The organism is Streptomyces sp. NPDC058157 (assembly GCF_042884105.1).
In the GTDB taxonomy this organism is placed as follows: Bacteria; Actinomycetota; Actinomycetes; order Streptomycetales; family Streptomycetaceae; genus Streptomyces.
In genome coordinates, this window is sequence record NZ_JBHVUQ010000129.1 from 1 (window position 1) to 21,865 (window position 21,865).

Here is a 21,865-nt window from a genome sequence, read left to right on the forward strand (position 1 = left end):
GGGCTATAGATAGCCCCGCCGGCGTTTGAGCGCGGGGTCTGGGGCGGAGCCCCTGGGGGCGCCTCCCAGCGGTAGCTGGGGGAGGAACGGGCGAAGGGCGGGGCGGGGAACCCCGCCCCGCGCGGCGCGGCCCCTACGCGCGCTGCTGCGGCCGGGTCGGGGCCGCGGTCTGGGGCGGTACCGGGGCCCCGGAGGGGGTGGCCGACGGGCGGCGGATCAGCAGCAGGACCACCAGGCCGCCGGCCAGGCCCAGCGCGCCCGAGACCAGGAAGGCGTCCCGCAGCCCGCTCGCGAACGCCGCGTCGATCCAGCCCCGCGCCCCCGGCACGGAGGCCAGCAGCCGGCCCGCCCCGCCGGCGGCGAGGGCGTCGGCGGTGCCGGCGGGGCGGCCGGTGAGGCCGTCCGACAGGCCCGCGTGGAACACCCCGCCCAGCACCGCGATGCCCAGGGCCGTACCCAGCTGCCGCGAGGTGTTCAGCACACCGCCGGCCATGCCCGCCCGGGCCGGCGGCACCGCCCCCATGGCGGTGGCCGCCAGCGCCGGCATGGACACGCCCACGCCGACTCCGGTCAGCGCCAGCCCCGGCACCAGCGCCGGCCAGCTGTCACCGGCGTCCAGCATCCAGGCCTGCAGCAGCGCGCCCCCGCCGATCAGCAGCAGCCCGCCGCCGATGGTCAGCCGCGCGGAGACCCCGTGCAGCAGCCGCCCGGCGACCGCCGCGACGACGAAGGCCGCCAGGCTCATCGGGACCAGCGCCAGACCGGCGCCCACCGGGCTCATCCCCTCGGCGGACTGCAGCCACAGGGAGACGTACATCAGGTACGAGAACGCCGCCCCGGAGGTCAGCAGTCCGGCAGTCATGACCGCCGCGAAGGCCGGGCTGCGGAAGAGGGACAGGTCCAGCATCGGCCGGGAGCCGCGCAGCTCGACGAGGACGAAGGCGGCGAACGCGACCGCCGCCAGGGCGAGCAGCCCCAGGGTGGCGCCCGAGGTCCAGCCGTCCTCACCGGCCCGGATCAGCGCGTACGTCAGGGCCCCGGCCCCCACGGTGAAGGTGGCCATGCCGGGCAGGTCCAGCCCCTGGGCGCGCGGGTCGCGGGACTCCGCCACCGCCCGGAGGGTCACGAACACGGCCAGGGCGCACAGCGGCAGGTTGATGAAGAAGATCCAGCGCCAGCCGAAGTGCTCGGTCAGCAGCCCGCCGACGATCGGTCCGGCCGCCGCGGCGGCGCCGTTGACCGCGCCCCAGACGCCGAAGGCGATCCCCCGGTCGCGGCCCTGGTAGGAGGCGCTGAGCAGGGCCATGGACGTGGCGGCCATCGCGGCTCCGCCGATGCCCTGGACGGCGCGGAAGGCGATCAGCGCGCCCGGCCCGTCGGCCAGGCCGCAGACGAGGGAGGCGCCGGCGAAGAGCACGAGCCCGCCGAGGTAGACCCGGCGGCGGCCGATCCGGTCGGCGAGCGAGCCCGAGCCGAGCAGGAAGGCGGCCAGGGCGAGGGCGTAGATGTCCATCACCCACTGGAGCTCCGAGAAGCCGGTGTGCATGTCGGCGGCCATGTCCGGGAGGGCGACGGTCACGATCGTGACGTCGACCAGGAGCATGAACGCCCCGATGCACACCGCCGTCAAGGGCAGCCATTTGCGCATGGGGTTTTCTCCTCTTGGTTCTTCCGAGCCGGGGTCGTCGGTGCCCGGCGGATGTTCTGTGTGGTCGCCCCACGGTGGCAGCGGAGCCCCGAATCACCCACCCGGAAGCAGGGCCGCGCAGGATTCCTCCGATGCAGGCGCCTGGAATGATGGAAACCATGCATCCCCCACTTCTGGACGCCTTCGACCGGACCCTCGCGCACGCCCTGTCCATCGACGGGCGGGCGCCCTTCAGCCGGCTCGCCGAGGTGCTGGAGGTCTCCGACCAGACGGTGGTGCGCCGCTACCACCGGCTGCGCGGCAACGGCCTGCTGCGGATCGTCGGGCTGCCCGTCGGCAGCCGGGTCGGCCTGTTCGAGTCCTGGCTGCGCGTGCAGTGCGCCCCCGACGCGGCGCTCGCGGTGGCCGAGGCGCTGGCCCGGCGGCCGGACATCGCCTGGGTGTCGCTGAACTCGGGCGGTACGGAGATCCACTGCATGACCCGGGCCCGGACCCGCGAGGACCGCGACGCCCTGCTGCTGGAGAAGCTGCCCCGCACCCGGCGGGTGACGGCGATCAGCGCGCACACGGTGCTGCGCAAGTACATCGGCGGCCCCGGGGTCTGGGCCGGGCTGGAGGGGCTGCGTCCGGACCAGGTGGCGGCGCTGCGACCGCCGCCGCCCGCGGCCGCGGACGGGGAGGCCCGCTACACCCTCGACGGGGCCGAGCTGGCGGTGCTGCGGCGCGACGGCCGGGCCGGATATCCGGAACTGGCGCGGGCCTCGGGGCTGTCGGAGTCCACGGCCCGGCGGCGGCTGGAGCGGCTGCGGGAGCGCGGGGCGGTCTACTTCGACGTGGAGATCATCCCGGAGCACCTGGGCTTCGAGGCGGACGCCTCCCTCCTGCTGACCGTGCCGCCGGCCCGGCTGGCGGAGGTCGGGGCCGCGCTGGGGAGCCATGCGGAGGTGCCGTTCGCGGCGGCCGTGACGGGGGCGGCGAACCTGCTGGCCGTCGTGCTGTGCCGGGACACCGACGCGCTGTACACGTACCTGACGGAGCGGATCGGCGCGGTGCCGGGCATCGGGCAGGTGGAGGTGATCCCGAACCTGCGGACGCTCAAGCGGGCCGGGATGCTGGTGGAGGACGGGCGGCTGGTCGACCCGCCGCCCGCCCCCTGACCCGGCCTCACCGCCGGGCCCCACCGCCCGGCCTCACCGCCGGGGCCCCACCGCCCGGCCGCCGCCGTCTGCGTCACCGCCCGGCCGCCGTCCGGTGTCACCGCAGCAGGCCGCCGCCCTCCGGTGTCACCGCAGCAGGACGCCGCCCGCCGGGTCGGGGTCCACCACCGGTCCCGCGACCAGGCCCAGTTCGGCCGGGGTCGCGAGCAGCGGGTGCGTGGGCAGCACCCGTACCGTGTAGCCGAAGGGACCCGTCCGGTCGAGGGCGAGCGGGCCCTCGTAGACCCAGCGGCCCTCCAGGTCGGGACCGGCGGCGGGCTTGAGCGGGAAGGTCCGGCCGTCCTTGATCACGTCCTGGGCGTCCACCCGTCCCGCGACGGCCTGCACCTCCACGTCCTCCGGCGCGAGCGCGTCCAGCGCCACCCGCACCCGGAGCGTGAGGGTGGCCCCCAGCTCGGCGGTGCCGCCCACCGGGGTGGCGGCGACGGCCTCCACGTGCTCGACGGCCACCCTCGGCCAGGCCGCCCGGATCCGGCCCTTCCACCAGGCCAGGTCCCGGGCCGCGTCGGCGGTCAGGGCGCGGTGGGAGAGCGCGGCGGGGGCGTAGAGCCGTTCCACGTACTCCCGCACCATCCGCCCCGCGAGCACCTTCGGGCCCAGGGACACCAAGGTGCGCCGGACCATCTCGATCCACCGGTCGGGCAGCCCGCTGCGGCCCGAGCGGTCGTAGAAGCGGGGCGCCACCCGGTTCTCGATCAGCTCGTAGAGGGCGTTCGCCTCCAGGTCGTCGCGGCGCTCCTCGTCCGTGCCCAGGCCGTCGGCGGTGGGGATGGCCCAGCCGAAGTCGGGCTCGAACCACTCGTCCCACCAGCCGTCCAGGACGGACAGGTTGAGGCAGCCGTTGAGGGCGGCCTTCATCCCGCTGGTCCCGCAGGCCTCCAGCGGCCGCAGCGGGTTGTTGAGCCAGACGTCGCAGCCGGGGTAGAGCTTCTGCGCCATGGCCATGCCGTAGTCCGGGAGGAAGACGATCCGGTGGCGCACGCGCGGGTCGTCCGAGAAGCGCACCAGCTCCTGGACGAGCCGCTTGCCGCCGTCGTCCGCCGGGTGCGCCTTGCCCGCGACGACGATCTGCACGGGACGGTCGGGGTCCAGCAGCAGGCGGCGCAGCCGGTCGGGGTCGCGCAGCATCAGGGTGAGCCGCTTGTAGGAGGGGACGCGCCGGGCGAAGCCGATGGTCAGCACGTCCGGGTCGAGGACGCCGTCCACCCAGCCCAGCTCGGCGTCGGCGGCTCCGCGCTGCTTCCACGAGCTCCGCAGCCGCTCCCGTACCTCCTGCACCAGCTGTTCGCGCAGGGTGCGCCGTACGTCCCACACGTCCTGGTCGGCGATCTGGGCGACGGCGTCCCAGCGGGTGGAGCCGCCGACGGCGAGGGCGTCCTCGGTGCGTCCGGGGCCGATCTGGCGGGCGCCGAGCCGCATCACCTCGGGGGCGACCCAGGTCGGGGCGTGCACCCCGTTGGTCACGGAGGTGATGGGGACGTCGGCCGCGTCGAAGCCCGGCCAGAGCCCGGCGAACATGCCCCGGCTGACGGCGCCGTGGAGGGTGGAGACCCCGTTGGCGCGCTGGGCCAGGCGCAGGCCCATGACGGCCATGTTGAAGACCCCGGGGTCGCCGCCGGGGTAGGACTCGGCGCCGAGTTCCAGGATCCGCTCGACGGGCAGGCCGGCGAGTTCGCCGCCGTCGCCGAAGTGGCGGGCGACGAGGGAGCGCTCGAAGCGGTCGATGCCGGCGGGGACGGGGGTGTGGGTGGTGAAGACGGTGCCGGCGCGGACGGCTTCGACGGCGGCCTCGAAGCCGAGTCCGCGCTCCCCTTCCAGTTCCCTTATGCGTTCGAGGCCGAGGAAGCCGGCGTGTCCCTCGTTGGTGTGGAAGACCTCGGGGTCGGGGTGGCCGGTGATGCGGCAGTAGGTGCGCACGGCGCGGACGCCGCCGATGCCGAGGAGCATCTCCTGGAGGAGGCGGTGGTCGCTGCCGCCGCCGTAGAGCCGGTCGGTCACCTCGCGGGCGCCGGCGTCGTTGTCCTCGACGTCCGAGTCGAGCAGGAGCAGCGGGACGCGGCCGACGCGGGCCTGCCAGATGTGCGCGTGCAACGACCGGCCGCCGGGGAGGGCGAGGGTGACGCGGGCGGGGGTGCCGTCCTCCTGGCGGAGCAGGGCGAGGGGCAGCTCGTGGGGGTCGAGGACCGGGTAGTGCTCCTGCTGCCAGCCGTCGCGGGAGAGGGACTGGCGGAAGTAGCCGTGCCGGTAGAGCAGGCCGACGCCGACGACGGGGACGCCGAGGTCGCTGGCGGCCTTGAGGTGGTCGCCGGCGAGGATGCCGAGTCCGCCGGAGTACTGGGGCAGGGCCGCGGTGATGCCGAATTCGGGGGAGAAGTAGGCGATGGCGGCGGGCAGGCCGCCGCTGTTCTCGTGGGTCTGGTACCACCGGCCGCCGTGGACGTAGTCGTCGAGGTCGGCGACGGCGACGGCGAGCCGGCGCAGGAAGCGCCGGTCGGCGGCGAGTTCGGCGAGCCGGGCGGCGGGGACGGCGCCGAGCAGCCGGACGGGGTCGCCTCCGGCGGCCCGCCAGCCCTCGGGGTCGACGGATTGGAAGAGTTCGCGGGTTTCCGTATGCCACGACCAGCGCAGGTTGCGCGCGAGTTCGGCGAGTGGCACGAGGGGCTCGGGGAGGACGGGGCGCACGGTGAATCGACGGATAGCCTTCACGTGTTCCACCTTCGCAGGGGATGACGGATCGGAGCGGCCGCACCACGCTGTGCAGGCGCGCAACGCCTCCGGAAATCTACTGCCGGATCCGGTCGCCGGGTGGCCGTTCGTCCAACAGGTCGTCGAGGTAGGGACGCAGCGGGAGCGGCACGAGGCCGCGTTCGATGCCGCGGAGCAGGATCAGGACGGCTCCGGAGGCGAAGTGGCCGAGCCGCAGCAGGGCGTACAGCTGGCCCTCGCGCGCCTCGGGGTCGGTCTCGGTGACGGCGGCGCGGGCCAGGGCGGCGCACAGCCGGCGGCCGTCGTCCCCGTCCCAGGCGTCGGGCCGGTCGGCGGCCTCGGCCGCGGCCAGGCGCCGGATCCGCGGGTCGGGGTCGCGCATCCGGCGGACGCAGTCGCGTGCGCGGGGGTCGGCTTCGAGCCGGTCCCACTCCTCCAGCCCGCGCGCGCCGGCCCCGGACAGCAGGACCCGGGCGGTGCTGCCGGAGTCCAGCCGGTCGACGGCCCGCCCGTAGAGCTCGATCCGCTCCAGGACCACCCACTCCCCGCCGGGGGTGCGCAGCCGCGACCCGGTGCGGGGCGTCCCGCGCAGGCAGCGCACCACGGCGAGGGTGGCGGCCCCGCCGGGGGTGACGGGTGCGGAGACCTGGAGCCGGCCGGCCCGGGCGAGGAGCCGTTCCAGCGCGGGCGGCGCGGGCCAGACCTGGCCGAGCCGCTGGAGCCCGAGGTCGCTGATCCCGGCCTCGACGGCGACGAGCGCGCCGATCTGGGCTTCCAGGGCGCCGGGGTCCTCCTCGGCGCAGGCGGCCTCGACGAGCACCCCGGCCAGTTCCTCCTCGGCCCCGGGGTCCCACACCGCCGCGCTCACCCGCCGCGCGGCTTCCGCGCGCTGCCGGGGGTCGGGATGCACGAGCTGCTCGGTCAGGCCCATGCCGCGCATTCTCGCGCGGAACGGGGGCCCGGGTGACCCCTTCCGAAGTGCTGAAACACCGTCAGTCCGACGGGCCGGCGGCCGGGGCCCGCGCCCCGCGACGGGGCGTGCGCGTGGGGCGTGAGGGGATCGCCGGGATCAGGGGGACGAAGGTGTTCCGTTGGATGTCACCTGGTCCTCCCCGACTTGACGGAGCCTCGACGGATGTCGAGCGGACCCTTGGGGAATGGGCCGCTCCCTACGTACGAGTAGTTGACCGAGAGCACGGATTGGGGGCTGGAGGATTGGGAAGGGCTGAGCGGGTACACGCGGTACACGCACGGCGCACCCTCCCCCGACCTTCTCCCGCCACCCGAGTGAACGCGGACAGGAGCGGCCATGCCCGCAGCCCAGCCGTCTTCCGAGCGGCTAGAAACAGAGCGAACAGAGCGTGCACTACCAGCCGCGATTCCGGCTGGCCCGTCACCGAGCCCTGCGAACTGCCTCCAGGTGATCCCATCATGATCGGTCGCATTCCCGTGCTGGACGTCCTCCCCGCCGTCGACTGCGGCGCCAGACCCGCCAAAGCGGTGGTGGACGAGGTCTTCGAGATTTCCGCCACCGTGTTCCGGGAGGGTCACGACGCCGTTTCCGCCCATGTGGTCCTGCGTGATCCGAGCGGGCGGCTGCGCCCGCCGGTCCCGATGCGCGAGCTGGCCCCCGGTACCGACCGGTGGGGGGCCAGGGTCTCCGCCGAGGTCGAGGGGAGGTGGACGTACACCGTCGAGGCGTGGAGCGATCCGGTCGCGACCTGGAGGGCCCATGCCGCGGTCAAGGTGCCGGCGGGCATCGACACCGACCTGGTGTTCCTGGAGGGCGCCGAGCTCTACGAGCGGGCGGCCGCGAAGGTGCCCAAGCGCGACGGGCGCGAGGCCGTGCTGGCCGCGGCCGACGCGATGCGCGACGAGGAGCTGTCCGCGCGGGCGCGCCACGCGGCCGCGCTCGCCCCGGCCGTGGACGCGGCGCTGGCCCGGCGCCCGTACCGGGAGCTGGTGACCTCCGCGAAGGCGCTGCCGCTGCTGGTCGAGCGCAGGCGGGCCCTCTTCGGCTCCTGGTACGAGATGTTCCCCCGCTCCGAGGGAGCGGTGGTGGAGCCCGGCTCGGCTCCTGTGAGCGGCACGTTCCGGACCGCCGCCGACCGGCTTCCGGCCATCGCCGCGATGGGATTCGACGTGGTGTACCTGCCGCCGATCCACCCGATCGGGTCGACCTTCCGCAAGGGCCCCAACAACACGCTGTCCGCCGGCAGTTGGGATCCGGGGGTGCCGTGGGCCATCGGTTCCCCGGAGGGCGGGCACGACGCGGTCCACCCGGACCTGGGGACGCTGGAGGACTTCGACGCGTTCGTGGCGCGCGCCCGTGAGCTGCGGATGGAGATCGCCCTGGACTTCGCCCTCCAGTGCTCGCCGGACCACCCCTGGGTGGAGAAGCACCCGGAGTGGTTCCGCCACCGCGCGGACGGCACGATCGCGTACGCCGAGAACCCGCCGAAGAAGTACCAGGACATCTACCCGGTCCACTTCGACACCGACATGGCCGGGATCGTGGAGGAGACCTGCCGGATCCTGCGGCACTGGATGGAGCACGGGGTCCGGATCTTCCGGGTCGACAACCCGCACACCAAGCCGGTCGTCTTCTGGCAGAAGGTGATCGCGGACATCAACAAGTCCGACCCCGACGTGATCTTCCTGGCGGAAGCTTTCACCCGGCCCGCGATGATGCGGGCGCTGGCCTCGGTCGGGTTCCAGCAGTCGTACACGTACTTCACCTGGCGCAACACCAAGGCCGAGCTGACGGAGTACCTGACCGAGCTGTCCGGGACCCGTTCGGCCTCCGTGATGCGGCCGAACTTCTTCGTGAACACGCCCGACATCCTCCACGAGTACCTCCAGAAGGGCGGCCGCCCCGCCTTCGAGGTCCGGGCGGTGCTCGCCGCCACCCTCTCCCCCACCTGGGGCGTCTACGCCGGCTACGAGCTGTGCGAGAACGAGCCGGTGCGCGAGGGCAGCGAGGAGTACCTGAACTCGGAGAAGTACGAGCTGCGCCCCCGCGACTGGGCGGCGGCCGACCGCGAGGGCCGTTCCATCGCCCCGCTGATCACCTCGCTGAACCGGCTGCGCCGGCGCAACCCGGCCCTCCAGCAGCTGCGGGACATCCACTTCCACGCGACCGACAACGAACAGGTGATCGCCTATTCGAAGCACGCGGGAGGCAATTCCGTACTGGTGGTCGTCAACCTCGATCCGCACCACACCCAGGAGGCGACGGTTTCGTTGGACATGCCGGTACTCGGCCTCGACTGGCACGGGTCCCTCGCGGTGCGCGACGAGCTCACCGGCGAGACCTACCACTGGGGCAGGGCGAACTACGTGCGCCTGGAACCGGGCCGTACGCCCGCGCACGTCCTGGCCGCCCTGCGACCGTCCCCGCCCACCGGAGGGTCACCCACCACATGATGATCAACGATCCCGTCCCCGACACCTTCGAGGACACCCCCGCCAAGGACCGCGACCCCGACTGGTTCAAGCGGGCCGTCTTCTACGAGGTCCTCGTCCGCTCCTTCCACGACAGCAACGGCGACGGCGTCGGGGACCTCAAGGGGCTCACCCAGAAGCTGGACTACCTCCAGTGGCTGGGGATCGACTGCCTCTGGCTGCCGCCGTTCTTCGCCTCGCCGCTGCGCGACGGGGGCTACGACGTCTCCGACTACACCTCCGTCCTGCCCGAGTTCGGCGACCTCGCCGACTTCGTGGAGTTCGTCGACGCCGCGCACAGCCGCGGCATGCGGGTGATCATCGACTTCGTCATGAACCACACGAGCGACCAGCACGAGTGGTTCCAGCAGTCCCGCAAGGACCCGGACGGGCCCTACGGGGACTACTACATGTGGGCGGACAACGACAAGCAGTACCAGGACGCCCGGATCATCTTCGTCGACACCGAGACCTCGAACTGGACGTACGACCCCGTCCGCAAGCAGTACTACTGGCACCGCTTCTTCTCGCACCAGCCGGACCTCAACTTCGAGAACCCGGCCGTGCAGGAGGAGATCGTCTCCGCCCTGCGGTTCTGGCTCGACCTCGGCATCGACGGCTTCCGCCTGGACGCCGTGCCCTACCTCTACGCCGAGGAGGGCACCAACTGCGAGAACCTGCCCCGCACCCACGAGCTCCTCAAGCGGGTCCGGGCGGAGATCGACGCGCACTACCCGGACACCGTCCTGCTCGCCGAGGCCAACCAGTGGCCCGAGGACGTCGTGGACTACTTCGGGGACTACGCGGCCGGCGGCGACGAGTGCCACATGGCCTTCCACTTCCCGGTCATGCCGCGCATCTTCATGGCCGTGCGCCGCGAGTCGCGCTACCCCGTCTCGGAGATCCTGGCCAAGACCCCCGCGATCCCGGACCGCTGCCAGTGGGGCATCTTCCTGCGCAACCACGACGAGCTCACCCTCGAAATGGTCACGGACGAAGAGCGCGACTACATGTACTCCGAGTACGCCAAGGACCCCCGGATGCGCGCCAACATCGGCATCCGGCGCCGGCTCGCCCCGCTCCTGGACAACGACCGCAACCAGATCGAGCTGTTCACCGCCCTGCTGCTGTCCCTGCCCGGCTCGCCGATCCTCTACTACGGCGACGAGATCGGCATGGGCGACAACATCTGGCTCGGCGACCGCGACGGCGTGCGCACGCCGATGCAGTGGACCCCCGACCGCAACGCCGGTTTCTCCTCCTGCGATCCGGGAAGGCTGAACCTGCCGGTCATCATGGACCCGGTCTACGGGTACACGGTCACCAACGTCGAGGCGGCCATGGCGTCGCCCTCCTCGCTGCTGCACTGGACCCGCAGGCTCATCGAGATCCGCAAGGTGAACCCCGCCTTCGGCCTCGGCGCGTACACCGAACTGCCCTCGTCCAACCCGGCCGTCCTCGCGTTCCTGCGCGAGTACGGGGACGACCTGGTGCTGTGCGTGCACAACTTCTCGCGCTTCGCGCAGCCCACCGAACTGGACCTGCGGTCCTTCAACGGGCGGGTCCCGGTGGAGCTCACGGGCGACGTGCGCTTCCCGCCGATCGGTGAATGGCCGTACCTGCTGACCCTGGCGGGCCACGGCTTCTACTGGTTCCGCCTGCGCCGGGAACAGGCACCGCTGTAGGCCGGTCGCGCGAACCTGCGCGGCACCGGAACGGGGCGGGCACTCCAACGGGTCAACGCCCGCCCCTGTACGGAGCATCCTGACCCGACACTCGCACTTACCGGAGAAGCAACTGCCGCACATCCGGGACACTCTGCGCATTCTGTGACGGCCCGGGGAAAGGACGCGACGCCATGTCGGAGGCTGCATCCGCCCGGAGCCGGCTGACGGCCGACCGGGCCGCCGGGATCGGCCCGCTCGAACCGATGCTGAGGGAATGGCTGCCCGCGCAGCGCTGGTTCGCGGGCAAGGGGCGCGGGATCGGCCGCCTCAGGCCCGTCTCGGCCGCCGAGCTGCTGCCGCCGGGCTCCGTCCCGGGCATGCTGCACCTGCTGCTCGACGTGGACGGCGACTGCTACCAGCTGCTGCTGGGCATCCGCCCCGCCCCACTGCCGCCCGCCCTCGCCCCCGCCCTGATCGGCCACGCCCGCTCCGGCCCGTACGCCGGCATGGCCGTGTACGAGGCCCTGGGCGACCCCCGGCTCGCCGCCCTGCTGCTGGAACGGCTGCGCTCCCCCGGCACCCTGGGGCCGCTGCGCTTCGACCGGGACCCGGACACCCCGATCGAGGCCGGGCTCGCCCCCCGGCCGCTGTCCGGGGAGCAGACCAACTCCTCGCTGATCTACGGGGATGCGTACATCCTCAAGGTGTTCCGCCGGGTCGGCCCCGGGATCAACCCGGACCTGGAGCTGCCCAGAGCGCTCGCCGCCGCCGGCTGCGCCCGCGTACCCGCGCCGGTCGCCTGGTACGAGGCGGCCCCGGGCGGTGGAGAACCGTTGACCCTGGGGGTGCTCCAGCCCTACCTGCGCGGCTCCGACGACGGCTGGCAGCTGGCCCTGCGCCGGCTCGGCGCGGGCGCCGACTTCACCGCCGAGGCGCACGCCCTGGGCCGGGCCACCGCCGAGGTGCACAGCGCCCTGGCCGACGCCCTGCCCACCCTGGCGCTGGGCCCCGAGCAGACGGCCCGGCTCGCCGCCGGGATGACCGCCCGGCTGGCCGCCACCGCCCGCGAGGTGCCCGCGCTGCGGCCGTTCGAGGCCGGGCTGCGCGGGGCCTTCGACGCCCTGGCCGCCTCCCGGGGCGCCGGGGTGCCGGCCCAGCGCATCCACGGGGACCTGCACCTGGGCCAGACCCTGCGCACCGCCGACGGCAGCTGGGCGCTGATCGACTTCGAGGGCGAGCCCGCCCGCCCGCTGGCCGACCGCCGCCGCCCCGAACCGGCCGTCCGCGACATCGCCGGGATACTGCGCTCCTTCGACTACGCCGCCCGCTCGCACCGCCCCTTCGCCCCCGCCTGGGCGGACGCCTGCCGGGCCGCGTTCTGCGAGGGCTACGCCCGCACCACCGGCCGCGACCCGCGCGAGGACCCGGTCCTGCTGCGCGCGTACGAGACGGACAAGGCCGTGTACGAGGCCCGCTACGAGTCCCGGCACCGCCCCGACTGGCTGCACGTCCCGATGGCGGCGATCCGCCGGCTGTCGGCGCCCGAGCGCCCCGCCCACCGCATGCCCCCGCCCCTTCCCGGCACCACCCCCCACCCGAAGCCCCCGAGGAGGCCGCTCGCGTGAGCGCCGCACGACAGCCGTCACCGACCGTCCGCGAGGAAGCCGCAGCGGTCCCGGAAGCCGCGAAGCGCCCCCGCGCCCCGCGTGCCCGCCGCACCGCCCCGCCCCACGGGGTCCGGCCGGCCCCCGCGCTGGAGGCGGGGGAACGGGCCCGGCTGCTGGAGGGCCGCCACCACGACCCGCACGCGCTGCTGGGCGCCCGTACCCAGCGGGGCGGGGTGGCCTTCCGGGTGCTGCGCCCCTACGCGAAGGCCGTCACGATCGTGGCGAAGGGGCTGCGGGCCGAGCTCCTCGACGAGGGCGACGGGCTGTTCTCCGGGCTGCTGCCGCTGACCGGGGTGCCGGACTACCGGCTGCTGGTGACGTACGAGAAGGACGAGGTGGAGGTCCACGACCCGTACCGGTTCCTGCCCACCCTCGGCGAGCTGGACCTGCACCTGATCGGCGAGGGCCGGCACGAGGAGCTGTGGACGGCGCTGGGCTCGGAGGTCATGGAGCACCAGGGGGTGGCCGGCACCCGGTTCACGGTGTGGGCGCCCAACGCGCAGGGGGTCCGGGTCACCGGGGACTTCTCGTACTGGGACTCCGTGGCCTACCCGATGCGCTCGCTGGGCTCGACCGGGGTGTGGGAGCTGTTCCTGCCGGGGGTCGGCGAGGGGGCCCTGTACAAGTACGACATCACCCGCCCGGACGGCGGCCACACCCTGCGCGCCGACCCGATGGCCCGGTACGCGGAGGTCCCCCCGGCGAACGCCTCGGTGGTCACCGCCTCCCGCTACGAGTGGGGCGACGCGCGGTGGATGGCCGCGCGGGGACTGCGTCCGGCGCACCAGTCGCCGATGTCGGTGTACGAGCTGCACCTGGCGTCGTGGCGGCCGGGGCTGAGCTACCGCAGCCTGGCCGAGCAGCTGCCCTCGTACGTCAAGGAGCTGGGCTTCACGCACGTGGAGTTCATGCCGGTCGCCGAGCACCCCTTCGGCGGCTCGTGGGGCTACCAGGTGACCGGCTTCTACGCGCCGACCTCGCGGCTGGGCACCCCGGACGACTTCCGGCTCCTGGTGGACTCGCTGCACCGGGCCGGGATCGGGGTGATCGTCGACTGGGTTCCGGCGCACTTCCCGCGCGACGCGTGGGCGCTGGCCGAGTTCGACGGGCGGCCGCTGTACGAGCACCAGGACCCGCGGCGGGCCGCGCACCCGGACTGGGGGACGCTGGAGTTCGACTACGGGCGCAAGGAGGTCCGCAACTTCCTGGTGGCCAACGCCGTGTACTGGTGCCAGGAGTTCCACGTGGACGGGCTGCGCGTGGACGCGGTGGCCTCGATGCTCTACCTGGACTACTCGCGCGGCGAGGGCGACTGGTCGCCGAACGAGCACGGCGGCCGGGAGGACCTGGACGCGGTGGCGCTGCTCCAGGAGATGAACGCGACGGTGTACCGGCGCTGCCCGGGCGTGGTGACGATCGCGGAGGAGTCCACGGCGTGGGAGGGGGTGACGCGGCCGACGGACTCGGGCGGGCTGGGCTTCGGGCTGAAGTGGAACATGGGCTGGATGCACGACACGCTGCGGTACGTCTCGAAGGAGCCGGTGCACCGCAAGTACCACCACCACGACATGACCTTCGGGATGGTGTACGCGTTCAGCGAGAACTACGTGCTGCCGATCTCGCACGACGAGGTGGTGCACGGCAAGCGGTCGCTGGTGTCGAAGATGCCGGGCGACTGGTGGCAGCAGCGGGCCACGCACCGGGCGTACCTGGGGTTCATGTGGGCCCATCCGGGCAAGCAGCTGCTGTTCATGGGGCAGGAGTTCGCGCAGGGTTCGGAGTGGTCGGAGACCTACGGGCCGGACTGGTGGGTGCTGGACTCCTCGTACCCGGCGGCCGGGGACCACCGGGGGGTGCGGGAGCTGGTGCGCGACCTGAACCGGGCGTACACGGCGGCGCCGGCGATGTGGGAGCGGGACTCGGTGCCCGAGGGCTTCGCGTGGGTGGAGGCGGACGCCGCCGACGACAACGTGTTCGCGTTCCTGCGGTACGCGGGCGACGGCTCGCCGCTGCTGTGCGTGTCGAACTTCTCCCCGGTGGTCCGGCACGGCTACCGGATCGGGGTGCCGGAGGAGGTCCCGCTGTGGCGGGAGGTCCTCAACACGGACCGGGAGGTGTACGGCGGGAGCGGCGTCCACCACGACCGCCCGCTGCGCCCGGAGCCGGTAGCGGCCCAGGGCCGCGAGCGGAGCCTGCGCATGACTCTGCCGCCGATGGCGACGGTCTGGCTCAGGCCCTGAGCGTGCGGGGCCCTCGCCACCCCCGTATGCGAGGGCCCCCATATGGATCACGTACGGCGTGGGGGTGCGGTTCACGGTGTGTGGCGGGGATCACGCGGCGGGTCGGGGAAAGGTGCCCTGAACGGAGTGGCCGGATCCGTACGCTGTGAATGGATCTTTCGCATATCCGATTACCGGACAGTCGCCGGGAAAACCGCATAAAGTCATGAACTGCATAGGACTTTCCTACGAGTTATTGGCTTGTTTGAATGGTCTGTAGTCGGCACGGCTCGGCCACTTCTACGGTGTGCCGTGTGCACTCCAGCCCACCTTTCAATGCCCCCGCCGCGCGCCGCCTGCGCGCGGCCCTGGGCATGGCGCCCGGTCATGTCGCCTACGGCCTGCGGGCCCAGTACGGCCTGCTCGTCGCACCCGAGACCGTGATGGCATGGGAGCGGGGCGAGCAGTCGCCCAGTTCCGCCGAGCTCACCGCCCTCGCCGGCGTGCTCTGGTGTTCCCCCGGGGAACTGCTCGCCGAGCCCGTCACCCTGCGGGAACACCGGCTGGCCCGGGGCATGGACCCCGAGGACCTGGCCCGCCGGGTCGGCCTGGAGCCGGGCGCGTACCTGAAGATGGAGGAGAGCGGCCGCTGGAAGGGCAACGAGCGCCAGTCCGCCGCCCTCGCCTCGGTGCTCAAGCTGAGCCTGGCCCAGTTCGTGGGGGTCACCGGCAAGCAGGAGGAGCTCGACGGGCTGCTGCGCAGTGCCGCGACCACCCGCTGGCAGGCGTACGTGAAGCCGCTGGCCAAGCTGCTTCCGGTGCCCAAGGCCCATCTGGAGCGGATCCTGGAGCTGCTCTACAACGAGTACCAGCAGCGGATGGTGGCCACGGTCAGCTGGGGCGGCGGCGAGAGCTCGACCTGGACCGGCGACGCCGGCCGGGAGTACCTGGACGCGATCTCGGAGCGGTTCTGGTCGCTGGCCGGCGGCGCGTGACGGGGGCCGTCCGGCGCGGAACCGGGGACGGAGGTCCCGGCCGGACCGGGACCCGGGGCCCGGCCGGACCGGGGCGTGGGACCCGGCCGCGGGACGGTCAGAAGACGGACTCGGCCTCGTACATCCGGTCGTCGGGGACCCGCTTCAGCTCGGTGACGGCCTCGGCCAGCGGGGCCATGACGATCCCGGTGCCGCGCAGGGCGGTCATGTTGCCGAAGTCCCCGCGGTGCACGGCCTCGACCGCGTGCCAGCCGAAGCGGGTGGCCAGCACCCGGTCGTAGGCGGTGGGCACGCCGCCGCGCTGGACGTGGCCGAGGATGACCGGGCGGGCCTCCTTGCCCAGGCGGTGTTCCAGCTCGACGGCCAGGCGGTTGCCGATGCCGGCGAAGCGCTCGTGGCCGTACGCGTCGATGGCGCCCTTCTCGTAGGGCATGGAGCCCTCGGCGGGGTGCGCGCCCTCGGCGACGCAGACGACGGCGAACTTCTTACCGCGGGCGAATCGTTCCTCCACCATCTTCACCAGGGCGTCCACCTCGAAGGGCCGCTCCGGCAGGCAGATGCCGTGGGCACCGCCGGCCATGCCGGACTCCAGGGCGATCCAGCCCGCGTGGCGCCCCATGACCTCGACCACCATCACGCGCTGGTGGGACTCGGCGGTGGTCTTGAGCCGGTCGATGGCCTCGGTGGCGACGGTGACGGCGGTGTCGAAGCCGAAGGTGCGGTCGGTGGCGGAGATGTCGTTGTCGATGGTCTTCGGGACGCCGACGACCGGCATGCCGGCGTCGGAGAGCATCCGCGAGGCCGTCAGGGTGCCCTCGCCGCCGATCGGGATCAGGGCGTCGAGCTGGTAGCGCCGCGCCAGTTCCGCGGCGTTCTCGGCGGCTTCGTGCAGCCGGGCGCGCTCCATGCGCGCCGAGCCGAGGATGGTGCCGCCGCGGGCCAGGATGCCGCTGACGGCATTGATGTCCAGGGGGCGGTAATGGCCGTCGAGGAGTCCCTTGAACCCGTCCTCGAAGCCGATGACCTCGTCGCCGTGGCCGACCGCCGCGCGGTGTACGACCGAGCGGATGACGGCGTTCAGGCCGGGACAGTCGCCGCCTGCGGTGAGAACTCCGATGCGCATCGCCTTGTGTCTCCTGCTCCTGGTCGCACGTGGGGGTGGTCGTATTGATCCCAGGTGTCCGATTGTTCCATGGCGCGGGGGTGCCCCGCGCTCCGCACTACTCCGCCCACCAGGCCTTTCGTCCCGGCTTCCCGGGCCTTTCTTCCGGCGGGCGCTCTATCCACTGACCGGGGTACTGTCAAGAGGTCGAGTCGGATCAAAAACGCCAGACCGAGCCGCCAGACCGAGCCGCCAGACCGAGCCGCCAGACCGAAACAGACAGCCACAGCATGGACGGAGAGCACGCGTGACGCGCAGCGTGTATGTGACCGGGATCGAGCGGGGGGACGGCCGCCAGGTCGTCGAACTGGGCATCATGGAGCTCCTGACCCGGCAGACCGGCCGGGTCGGCGTCTACCGTCCGCTGCTGCACGACGCACCGGACCGCCTCTTCGACCTGCTGAGGGCCCGCTACCGGCTCGACCAGGACGCCTCGGCCGCCTACGGCATGGAGTACGGGGAGGCCGCCGCGGTCCTGGCCGAGAAGGGCACCGACGAGCTGGTCTCCCGGCTCGTGGACCGCTACCACCGGGTGGCCCGCGACTACGAGGTCATGCTGGTCCTCGGCACCGACTACGCCGACACCAACCTCCCCGACGAGCTGGCCCTCAACGCCCGCCTCGCCAACGAGCTGGGCGCGGTCGTCATCCCGGTGGTGGGCGGCAACAAGCAGCCCGCCGAGGGGGTGCGCGCCGAGGCCCAGAGCGCCTACCGGGCCTACGAGACCCTGGGCTGCCACGTGGTGGCGATGGTGGTCAACCGGGTCGCCGCGGCGGACCGGGACTCCATAGCCGAGCGGCTCGCCGCCCGCCTCCCCGTGCCCTGCTACGTCCTGCCGGACGACAAGAACCTCTCCGCGCCGACCGTCGCCCAGATCACCCGGGCCCTCGGCGGCGAGGTGCTCCTCGGCGACGACGCCGGGCTGGCGCGCGACGCCGTGGACTTCGTCTTCGGCGGCGCGATGCTGCCGAACTTCCTGGCCGCCCTGACCCCGGGCTGTCTGGTGGTCACCCCCGGGGACCGCGCCGACCTGGTCGTCGGAGCCCTGGCCGCGCACACCTCCGGCACCCCGCCGATCGCCGGCGTCCTGCTGACCCTGGGCGAGCGCCCGGGGCAGGACATCCTGACCCTCGCCTCGAAGCTGGCGCCCGGCACCCCGGTGGTCTCGGTGGCCGGCAACAGCTTCCCGACGGCCGCCGAACTCTTCTCGCTGCAGAGCCGCTTGAACTCCGCGACCCCGCGCAAGCTGGAGACCGCGCTCGGCCTCTTCGAGCGGCACGTGGACACCGCCGAGCTGCGCGGCCTGCTGTCGGTGGCCCGCTCCGAGCGCGTCACCCCGATGATGTTCGAGCACGAGCTGCTGGAGCGGGCCCGCTCCGAGCGCCGGCGCGTGGTCCTGCCGGAGGGCACCGAGGAGCGGGTGCTGCGCGCCGCGGACGTGGTGCTGCGCCGGGGGGTCTGCGACCTGACGCTGCTGGGCGAGGAGCAGGCGATCCTCAAGAAGGCCGCCGACCTGGGCGTCGACATCTCGGGCGCGCAGCTCATCGATCCGGCGACCTCCCCCCTGCGGGAACGGTTCGCCGAGTACTACGCGCAGGCCCGAGCCCACAAGGGCATGACCGTCGAGCTGGCCCACGACGTGGTCACCGACGTCAACTACTTCGGCACGCTGATGGTCCAGGAGGGCCTCGCCGACGGCATGGTCTCCGGCTCGGTGCACTCCACCGCCGCGACCATCCGCCCGGCCTTCGAGATCATCAAGACCAAGCCGGAGGCCTCGATCGTCTCCTCCGTCTTCTTCATGTGCCTGGCCGACCAGGTCCTCGTGTACGGGGACTGCGCGGTCAACCCGGACCCGAACGCCGAGCAACTCGCCGACATCGCCGTCCAGTCGGCCGCCACGGCCGCGGCCTTCGGCGTCGAGCCGCGGATCGCGATGCTCTCGTACTCCACCGGCACCTCCGGCTCCGGCGCGGACGTGGAGAAGGTCCGCAAGGCCACCGAGACCGTCCGCGAGCAGCGTCCGGACCTGCTGATCGAGGGGCCGATCCAGTACGACGCGGCCGTGGAGCCCTCGGTGGCGGCGACGAAGCTGCCCGGCTCCGAGGTGGCCGGCCGGGCGAGCGTGCTGATCTTCCCGGACCTGAACACGGGCAACAACACGTACAAGGCCGTGCAGCGTTCGGCAGGCGCCGTCGCGGTCGGCCCGGTCCTCCAGGGCCTGCGCAAGCCCGTCAACGACCTCTCGCGCGGGGCGCTCGTCCAGGACATCGTCACCACGGTGGCGATCACCGCCATCCAGGCCCAGTCCCGGGACACGGCAGCGCCCACCGCCTGACCCCCGCCCACCCCCTCCCCCGCACCTCTCCGTCCGAAGGAAAGACACCCGCCGTGACCGCTACGCGCGTACTCGTCCTCAACTCCGGCTCCTCGTCGGTCAAGTACCAGCTCCTCGACATGGCGGACTCCTCGCGCCTGGCCGTGGGCCTGGTGGAGCGGATCGGGGAGGACGGCTCGCGCCTGGTGCACGAGCCGCTCGCCGGGCCGGGCGCCGAGGGCGGCAGGCGCGAGCGGACCGGGGCGATCGCGGACCACGCGCAGGCGCTGCGGGCGGTGGCGCAGGAGCTGGCCGCCGACGGCATGGGCCTGGACTCCCCCGAACTGGCGGCCGTGGGCCACCGGGTGGTGCACGGCGGGACCCGGTTCACCGCGCCGACGGTGATCGACGACGAGGTGCTGGCGGAGATCCGCAGCCTGATCCCGCTGGCCCCGCTGCACAACCCGGCGAACGTGACCGGCATCGAGGTGGCCCGCGAGCTGCGCGCCGACCTCCCGCAGGTGGCCGTCTTCGACACGGCCTTCCACTCGACGATGCCGGAGCACGTGGCCCGGTACGCGATCGACGCGGCGACCGCCGAGAAGTACTCCATCCGGCGGTACGGCTTCCACGGCACCTCCCACGCCTACGTCTCGCGGGCCACGGCCGCACTGCTGGGCAGGCCGGTGGAGGAGGTGAACGTGATCGTGCTGCACCTGGGCAACGGGGCCTCCGCCTCGGCGGTGCGCGGCGGGGTGTGCGTGGAGACCTCGATGGGGCTGACCCCGCTGGAGGGGCTGGTCATGGGGACCCGGTCGGGGGACCTGGACCCGGCGGTGGTCTTCCACCTGGCGCGGGTGGGCGGGATGTCGGTCGACGAGATCGACTCGCTGCTCAACAAGAAGAGCGGTCTGCTGGGTCTGTGCGGCGACAACGACATGCGCGAGGTGACCCGGCGGGCGGGCGAGGGCGACGAGTCGGCGCGCCTGGCGCTGGCGGCGTACGTGCACCGGCTGAAGAAGTACATCGGCGCCTACACGGCGGTCCTGGGCCGGGTGGACGCGGTGGTGTTCACCGCGGGCGTCGGAGAGAACGCCGCGGCGGTGCGCGAGGCGGCGGTTTCCGGACTGGAGGAGCTGGGGCTCGCGCTGGACCTGGAGGCGAACGCGGTGCGCTCCCCGGAGCCCCGGCTGATCTCGGCGGAGTACGCGCGGGTGGCGGTGGCGGTGGTGCCCACGGATGAGGAGCTGGAGATCGCCACCCAGGCGTACGCGCTGGTTACCCAGTAGTCACTTGGACTTTCCACCAGACGGAATATTCCGCTACGAAACAAACGGATAGGATCCGCTTCATGCGCCGTTCCAAAATCGTCTGCACGCTGGGCCCCGCCGTCGACTCGCTTGAGCAGCTGAAAGCACTCATCGAGGCAGGTATGAACGTGGCCCGATTCAACTTCAGCCACGGTTCCCAGGCAGAACACCAGGAGCGGTACGACCGCGTCCGGAGGGCTTGCGAGGAGACCGGGCGCGCGGTCGGCGTACTCGCCGACCTCCAGGGTCCGAAGATCCGTCTGGAGACCTTCGCCGAGGGTCCCGTCGAGCTGGTGCGCGGTGACGAGTTCACCATCACCACCGAGGACGTCCCGGGCGACAAGTCCATCTGCGGCACCACCTACAAGGGTCTCCCCGGCGACGTCGCCAAGGGTGACCAGGTCCTGATCAACGACGGCAACGTCGAGCTGCGGGTGACCGAGGTCGAGGGCCCGCGGGTCAAGACCATCGTCATCGAGGGCGGTGTCATCTCGGACCACAAGGGCATCAACCTGCCCGGTGCCGCCGTGAACGTCCCCGCCCTGTCGGAGAAGGACGTCGACGACCTGCGCTTCGCCCTCCGCATGGGCTGCGACATGGTCGCCCTGTCCTTCGTCCGCGACGCCAACGACGTCAAGGACGTCCACCGCGTCATGGACGAGGAGGGCCGCCGGGTCCCCGTCATCGCCAAGGTGGAGAAGCCGCAGGCCGTCGAGAACATGGAGGCCGTGGTCGCGGCCTTCGACGCGGTCATGGTGGCCCGCGGCGACCTGGCCGTCGAGTACCCGCTCGAGAAGGTCCCGATGGTCCAGAAGCGGCTCATCGAGATGTGCCGCCGCAACGCCAAGCCGGTCATCGTCGCCACCCAGATGATGGAGTCGATGATCACCAACTCCCGCCCGACCCGCGCGGAGGCCTCCGACGTCGCCAACGCCATCCTCGACGGCGCCGACGCGGTCATGCTCTCCGCCGAGTCCTCGGTGGGCGCCTACCCGATCGAGACCGTCAAGACGATGTCGAAGATCGTCACGGCCGCCGAGGAGGAGCTCCTCTCCAAGGGCCTCCAGCCGCTGGTCCAGGGCAAGAAGCCGCGTACCCAGGGCGGCTCCGTCGCCCGCGCGGCCTGCGAGATCGCGGACTTCCTCGACGGCAAGGCCCTGGTCGCCTTCACCCAGTCCGGCGACACCGCCCGCCGCCTGTCGCGCTATCGCGCCACGCAGCCGATCCTGGCGTTCACCACCGACGTGAACACCCGCAACCAGCTCACCCTGAGCTGGGGCGTCGAGTCCGCCGTCGTCCCGCACGCGGACAGCACCGACGCCATGGTCGACCTGGTCGACGCCGAGGTGCTGAAGCTCCAGCGCTTCAACGAGGGCGACACCATGATCATCACGGCCGGTTCTCCCCCCGGTGTCCCGGGCACGACCAACATGGTCCGCGTCCACCACCTCGGCGGCACCGGCCGCGACTGAGGCCCCCGGGCCGCCCGACTCTGCCGCACAGAGACCGAGGG

At 72.8% G+C, this 21,865-nt stretch carries 13 protein-coding genes; 9 read left to right on the plus strand and 4 right to left on the minus strand.

The annotated features are described in order from the left end of the window. Positions 1–133 precede the first annotated feature (133 nt). Complete coding sequence (locus ACFVXK_RS26920) at positions 134–1,648, minus strand: MFS transporter (RefSeq protein ID WP_389615928.1); 1,515 nt, start codon at positions 1,646–1,648, stop codon at positions 134–136. Between the two features lie 158 nt (positions 1,649–1,806). Here ACFVXK_RS26920 and ACFVXK_RS26925 point away from each other — a divergent pair, with 158 nt between their 5' ends. After that, on the plus strand, positions 1,807–2,805 hold the full coding sequence (locus ACFVXK_RS26925; RefSeq protein WP_389615931.1) for an Lrp/AsnC family transcriptional regulator: 999 nt from the start codon (positions 1,807–1,809) through the stop codon (positions 2,803–2,805). Between the two features lie 126 nt (positions 2,806–2,931). Here ACFVXK_RS26925 and glgP read toward each other — a convergent pair whose 3' ends face one another. Continuing rightward, a complete protein-coding gene (glgP, locus tag ACFVXK_RS26930; protein ID WP_389615934.1) occupies positions 2,932–5,571 on the minus strand; it encodes an alpha-glucan family phosphorylase in 2,640 nt (879 codons plus the stop codon). A gap of 76 nt (positions 5,572–5,647) precedes the next feature. Beyond that, the gene (locus ACFVXK_RS26935; RefSeq protein ID WP_389615937.1) at positions 5,648–6,502 is read right to left on the minus strand and encodes a hypothetical protein; all 855 of its coding nucleotides are present in this window, start codon (positions 6,500–6,502) and stop codon (positions 5,648–5,650) included. 500 nt (positions 6,503–7,002) lie between these two features. Here ACFVXK_RS26935 and ACFVXK_RS26940 point away from each other — a divergent pair, with 500 nt between their 5' ends. The 5 genes from ACFVXK_RS26940 (at position 7,003) to ACFVXK_RS26960 (ending at position 15,563) form a co-directional block, all read left to right on the plus strand. Then, a complete protein-coding gene (locus ACFVXK_RS26940; protein WP_389615940.1) occupies positions 7,003–8,997 on the plus strand; it encodes a maltotransferase domain-containing protein in 1,995 nt (664 codons plus the stop codon). Further along, on the plus strand, positions 8,994–10,700 hold the full coding sequence (gene treS, locus ACFVXK_RS26945; RefSeq protein ID WP_389615943.1) for a maltose alpha-D-glucosyltransferase: 1,707 nt from the start codon (positions 8,994–8,996) through the stop codon (positions 10,698–10,700). Before ACFVXK_RS26940 ends, treS begins: the two co-directional genes overlap by 4 nt. Positions 10,701–10,873: 173 nt before the next feature. Next, positions 10,874–12,307 (plus strand): maltokinase, encoded by a 1,434-nt coding sequence (locus ACFVXK_RS26950; RefSeq protein WP_389615946.1) that lies wholly within the window; start codon positions 10,874–10,876, stop codon positions 12,305–12,307. Continuing rightward, entirely contained in the window at positions 12,304–14,589 is a 2,286-nt protein-coding gene (glgB, locus tag ACFVXK_RS26955; RefSeq protein WP_389615949.1) for a 1,4-alpha-glucan branching enzyme, read from the plus strand. The genes ACFVXK_RS26950 and glgB overlap by 4 nt, the downstream gene beginning before the upstream one ends. A 248-nt stretch (positions 14,590–14,837) precedes the next feature. Next, positions 14,838–15,563: an XRE family transcriptional regulator gene (locus ACFVXK_RS26960; RefSeq protein WP_389615952.1), complete on the plus strand. Its 726-nt coding sequence runs from the start codon at positions 14,838–14,840 to the stop codon at positions 15,561–15,563. Between the two features lie 97 nt (positions 15,564–15,660). Here the strand turns inward: ACFVXK_RS26960 and ACFVXK_RS26965 are convergent, their stop codons facing one another. Next, positions 15,661–16,686, minus strand: a complete 1,026-nt coding sequence (locus tag ACFVXK_RS26965; protein ID WP_389615955.1) for an ATP-dependent 6-phosphofructokinase — start codon at positions 16,684–16,686, stop codon at positions 15,661–15,663. Positions 16,687–16,972: 286 nt separating this feature from the next. On the opposite strand from ACFVXK_RS26965, the gene pta reads away from it, so the two are divergent. The 3 genes from pta (at position 16,973) to pyk (ending at position 21,824) form a co-directional block, all read left to right on the plus strand. Continuing rightward, a complete protein-coding gene (gene pta, locus ACFVXK_RS26970; RefSeq protein WP_389615958.1) occupies positions 16,973–19,063 on the plus strand; it encodes a phosphate acetyltransferase in 2,091 nt (696 codons plus the stop codon). A 53-nt stretch (positions 19,064–19,116) separates the two neighbouring features. Next, the gene (locus tag ACFVXK_RS26975) at positions 19,117–20,331 is read left to right on the plus strand and encodes an acetate kinase (RefSeq protein WP_389615961.1); all 1,215 of its coding nucleotides are present in this window, start codon (positions 19,117–19,119) and stop codon (positions 20,329–20,331) included. A gap of 62 nt (positions 20,332–20,393) precedes the next feature. Continuing rightward, positions 20,394–21,824 (plus strand): pyruvate kinase, encoded by a 1,431-nt coding sequence (gene pyk, locus ACFVXK_RS26980; RefSeq protein WP_389615964.1) that lies wholly within the window; start codon positions 20,394–20,396, stop codon positions 21,822–21,824. Positions 21,825–21,865: the final 41 nt, after the last annotated feature.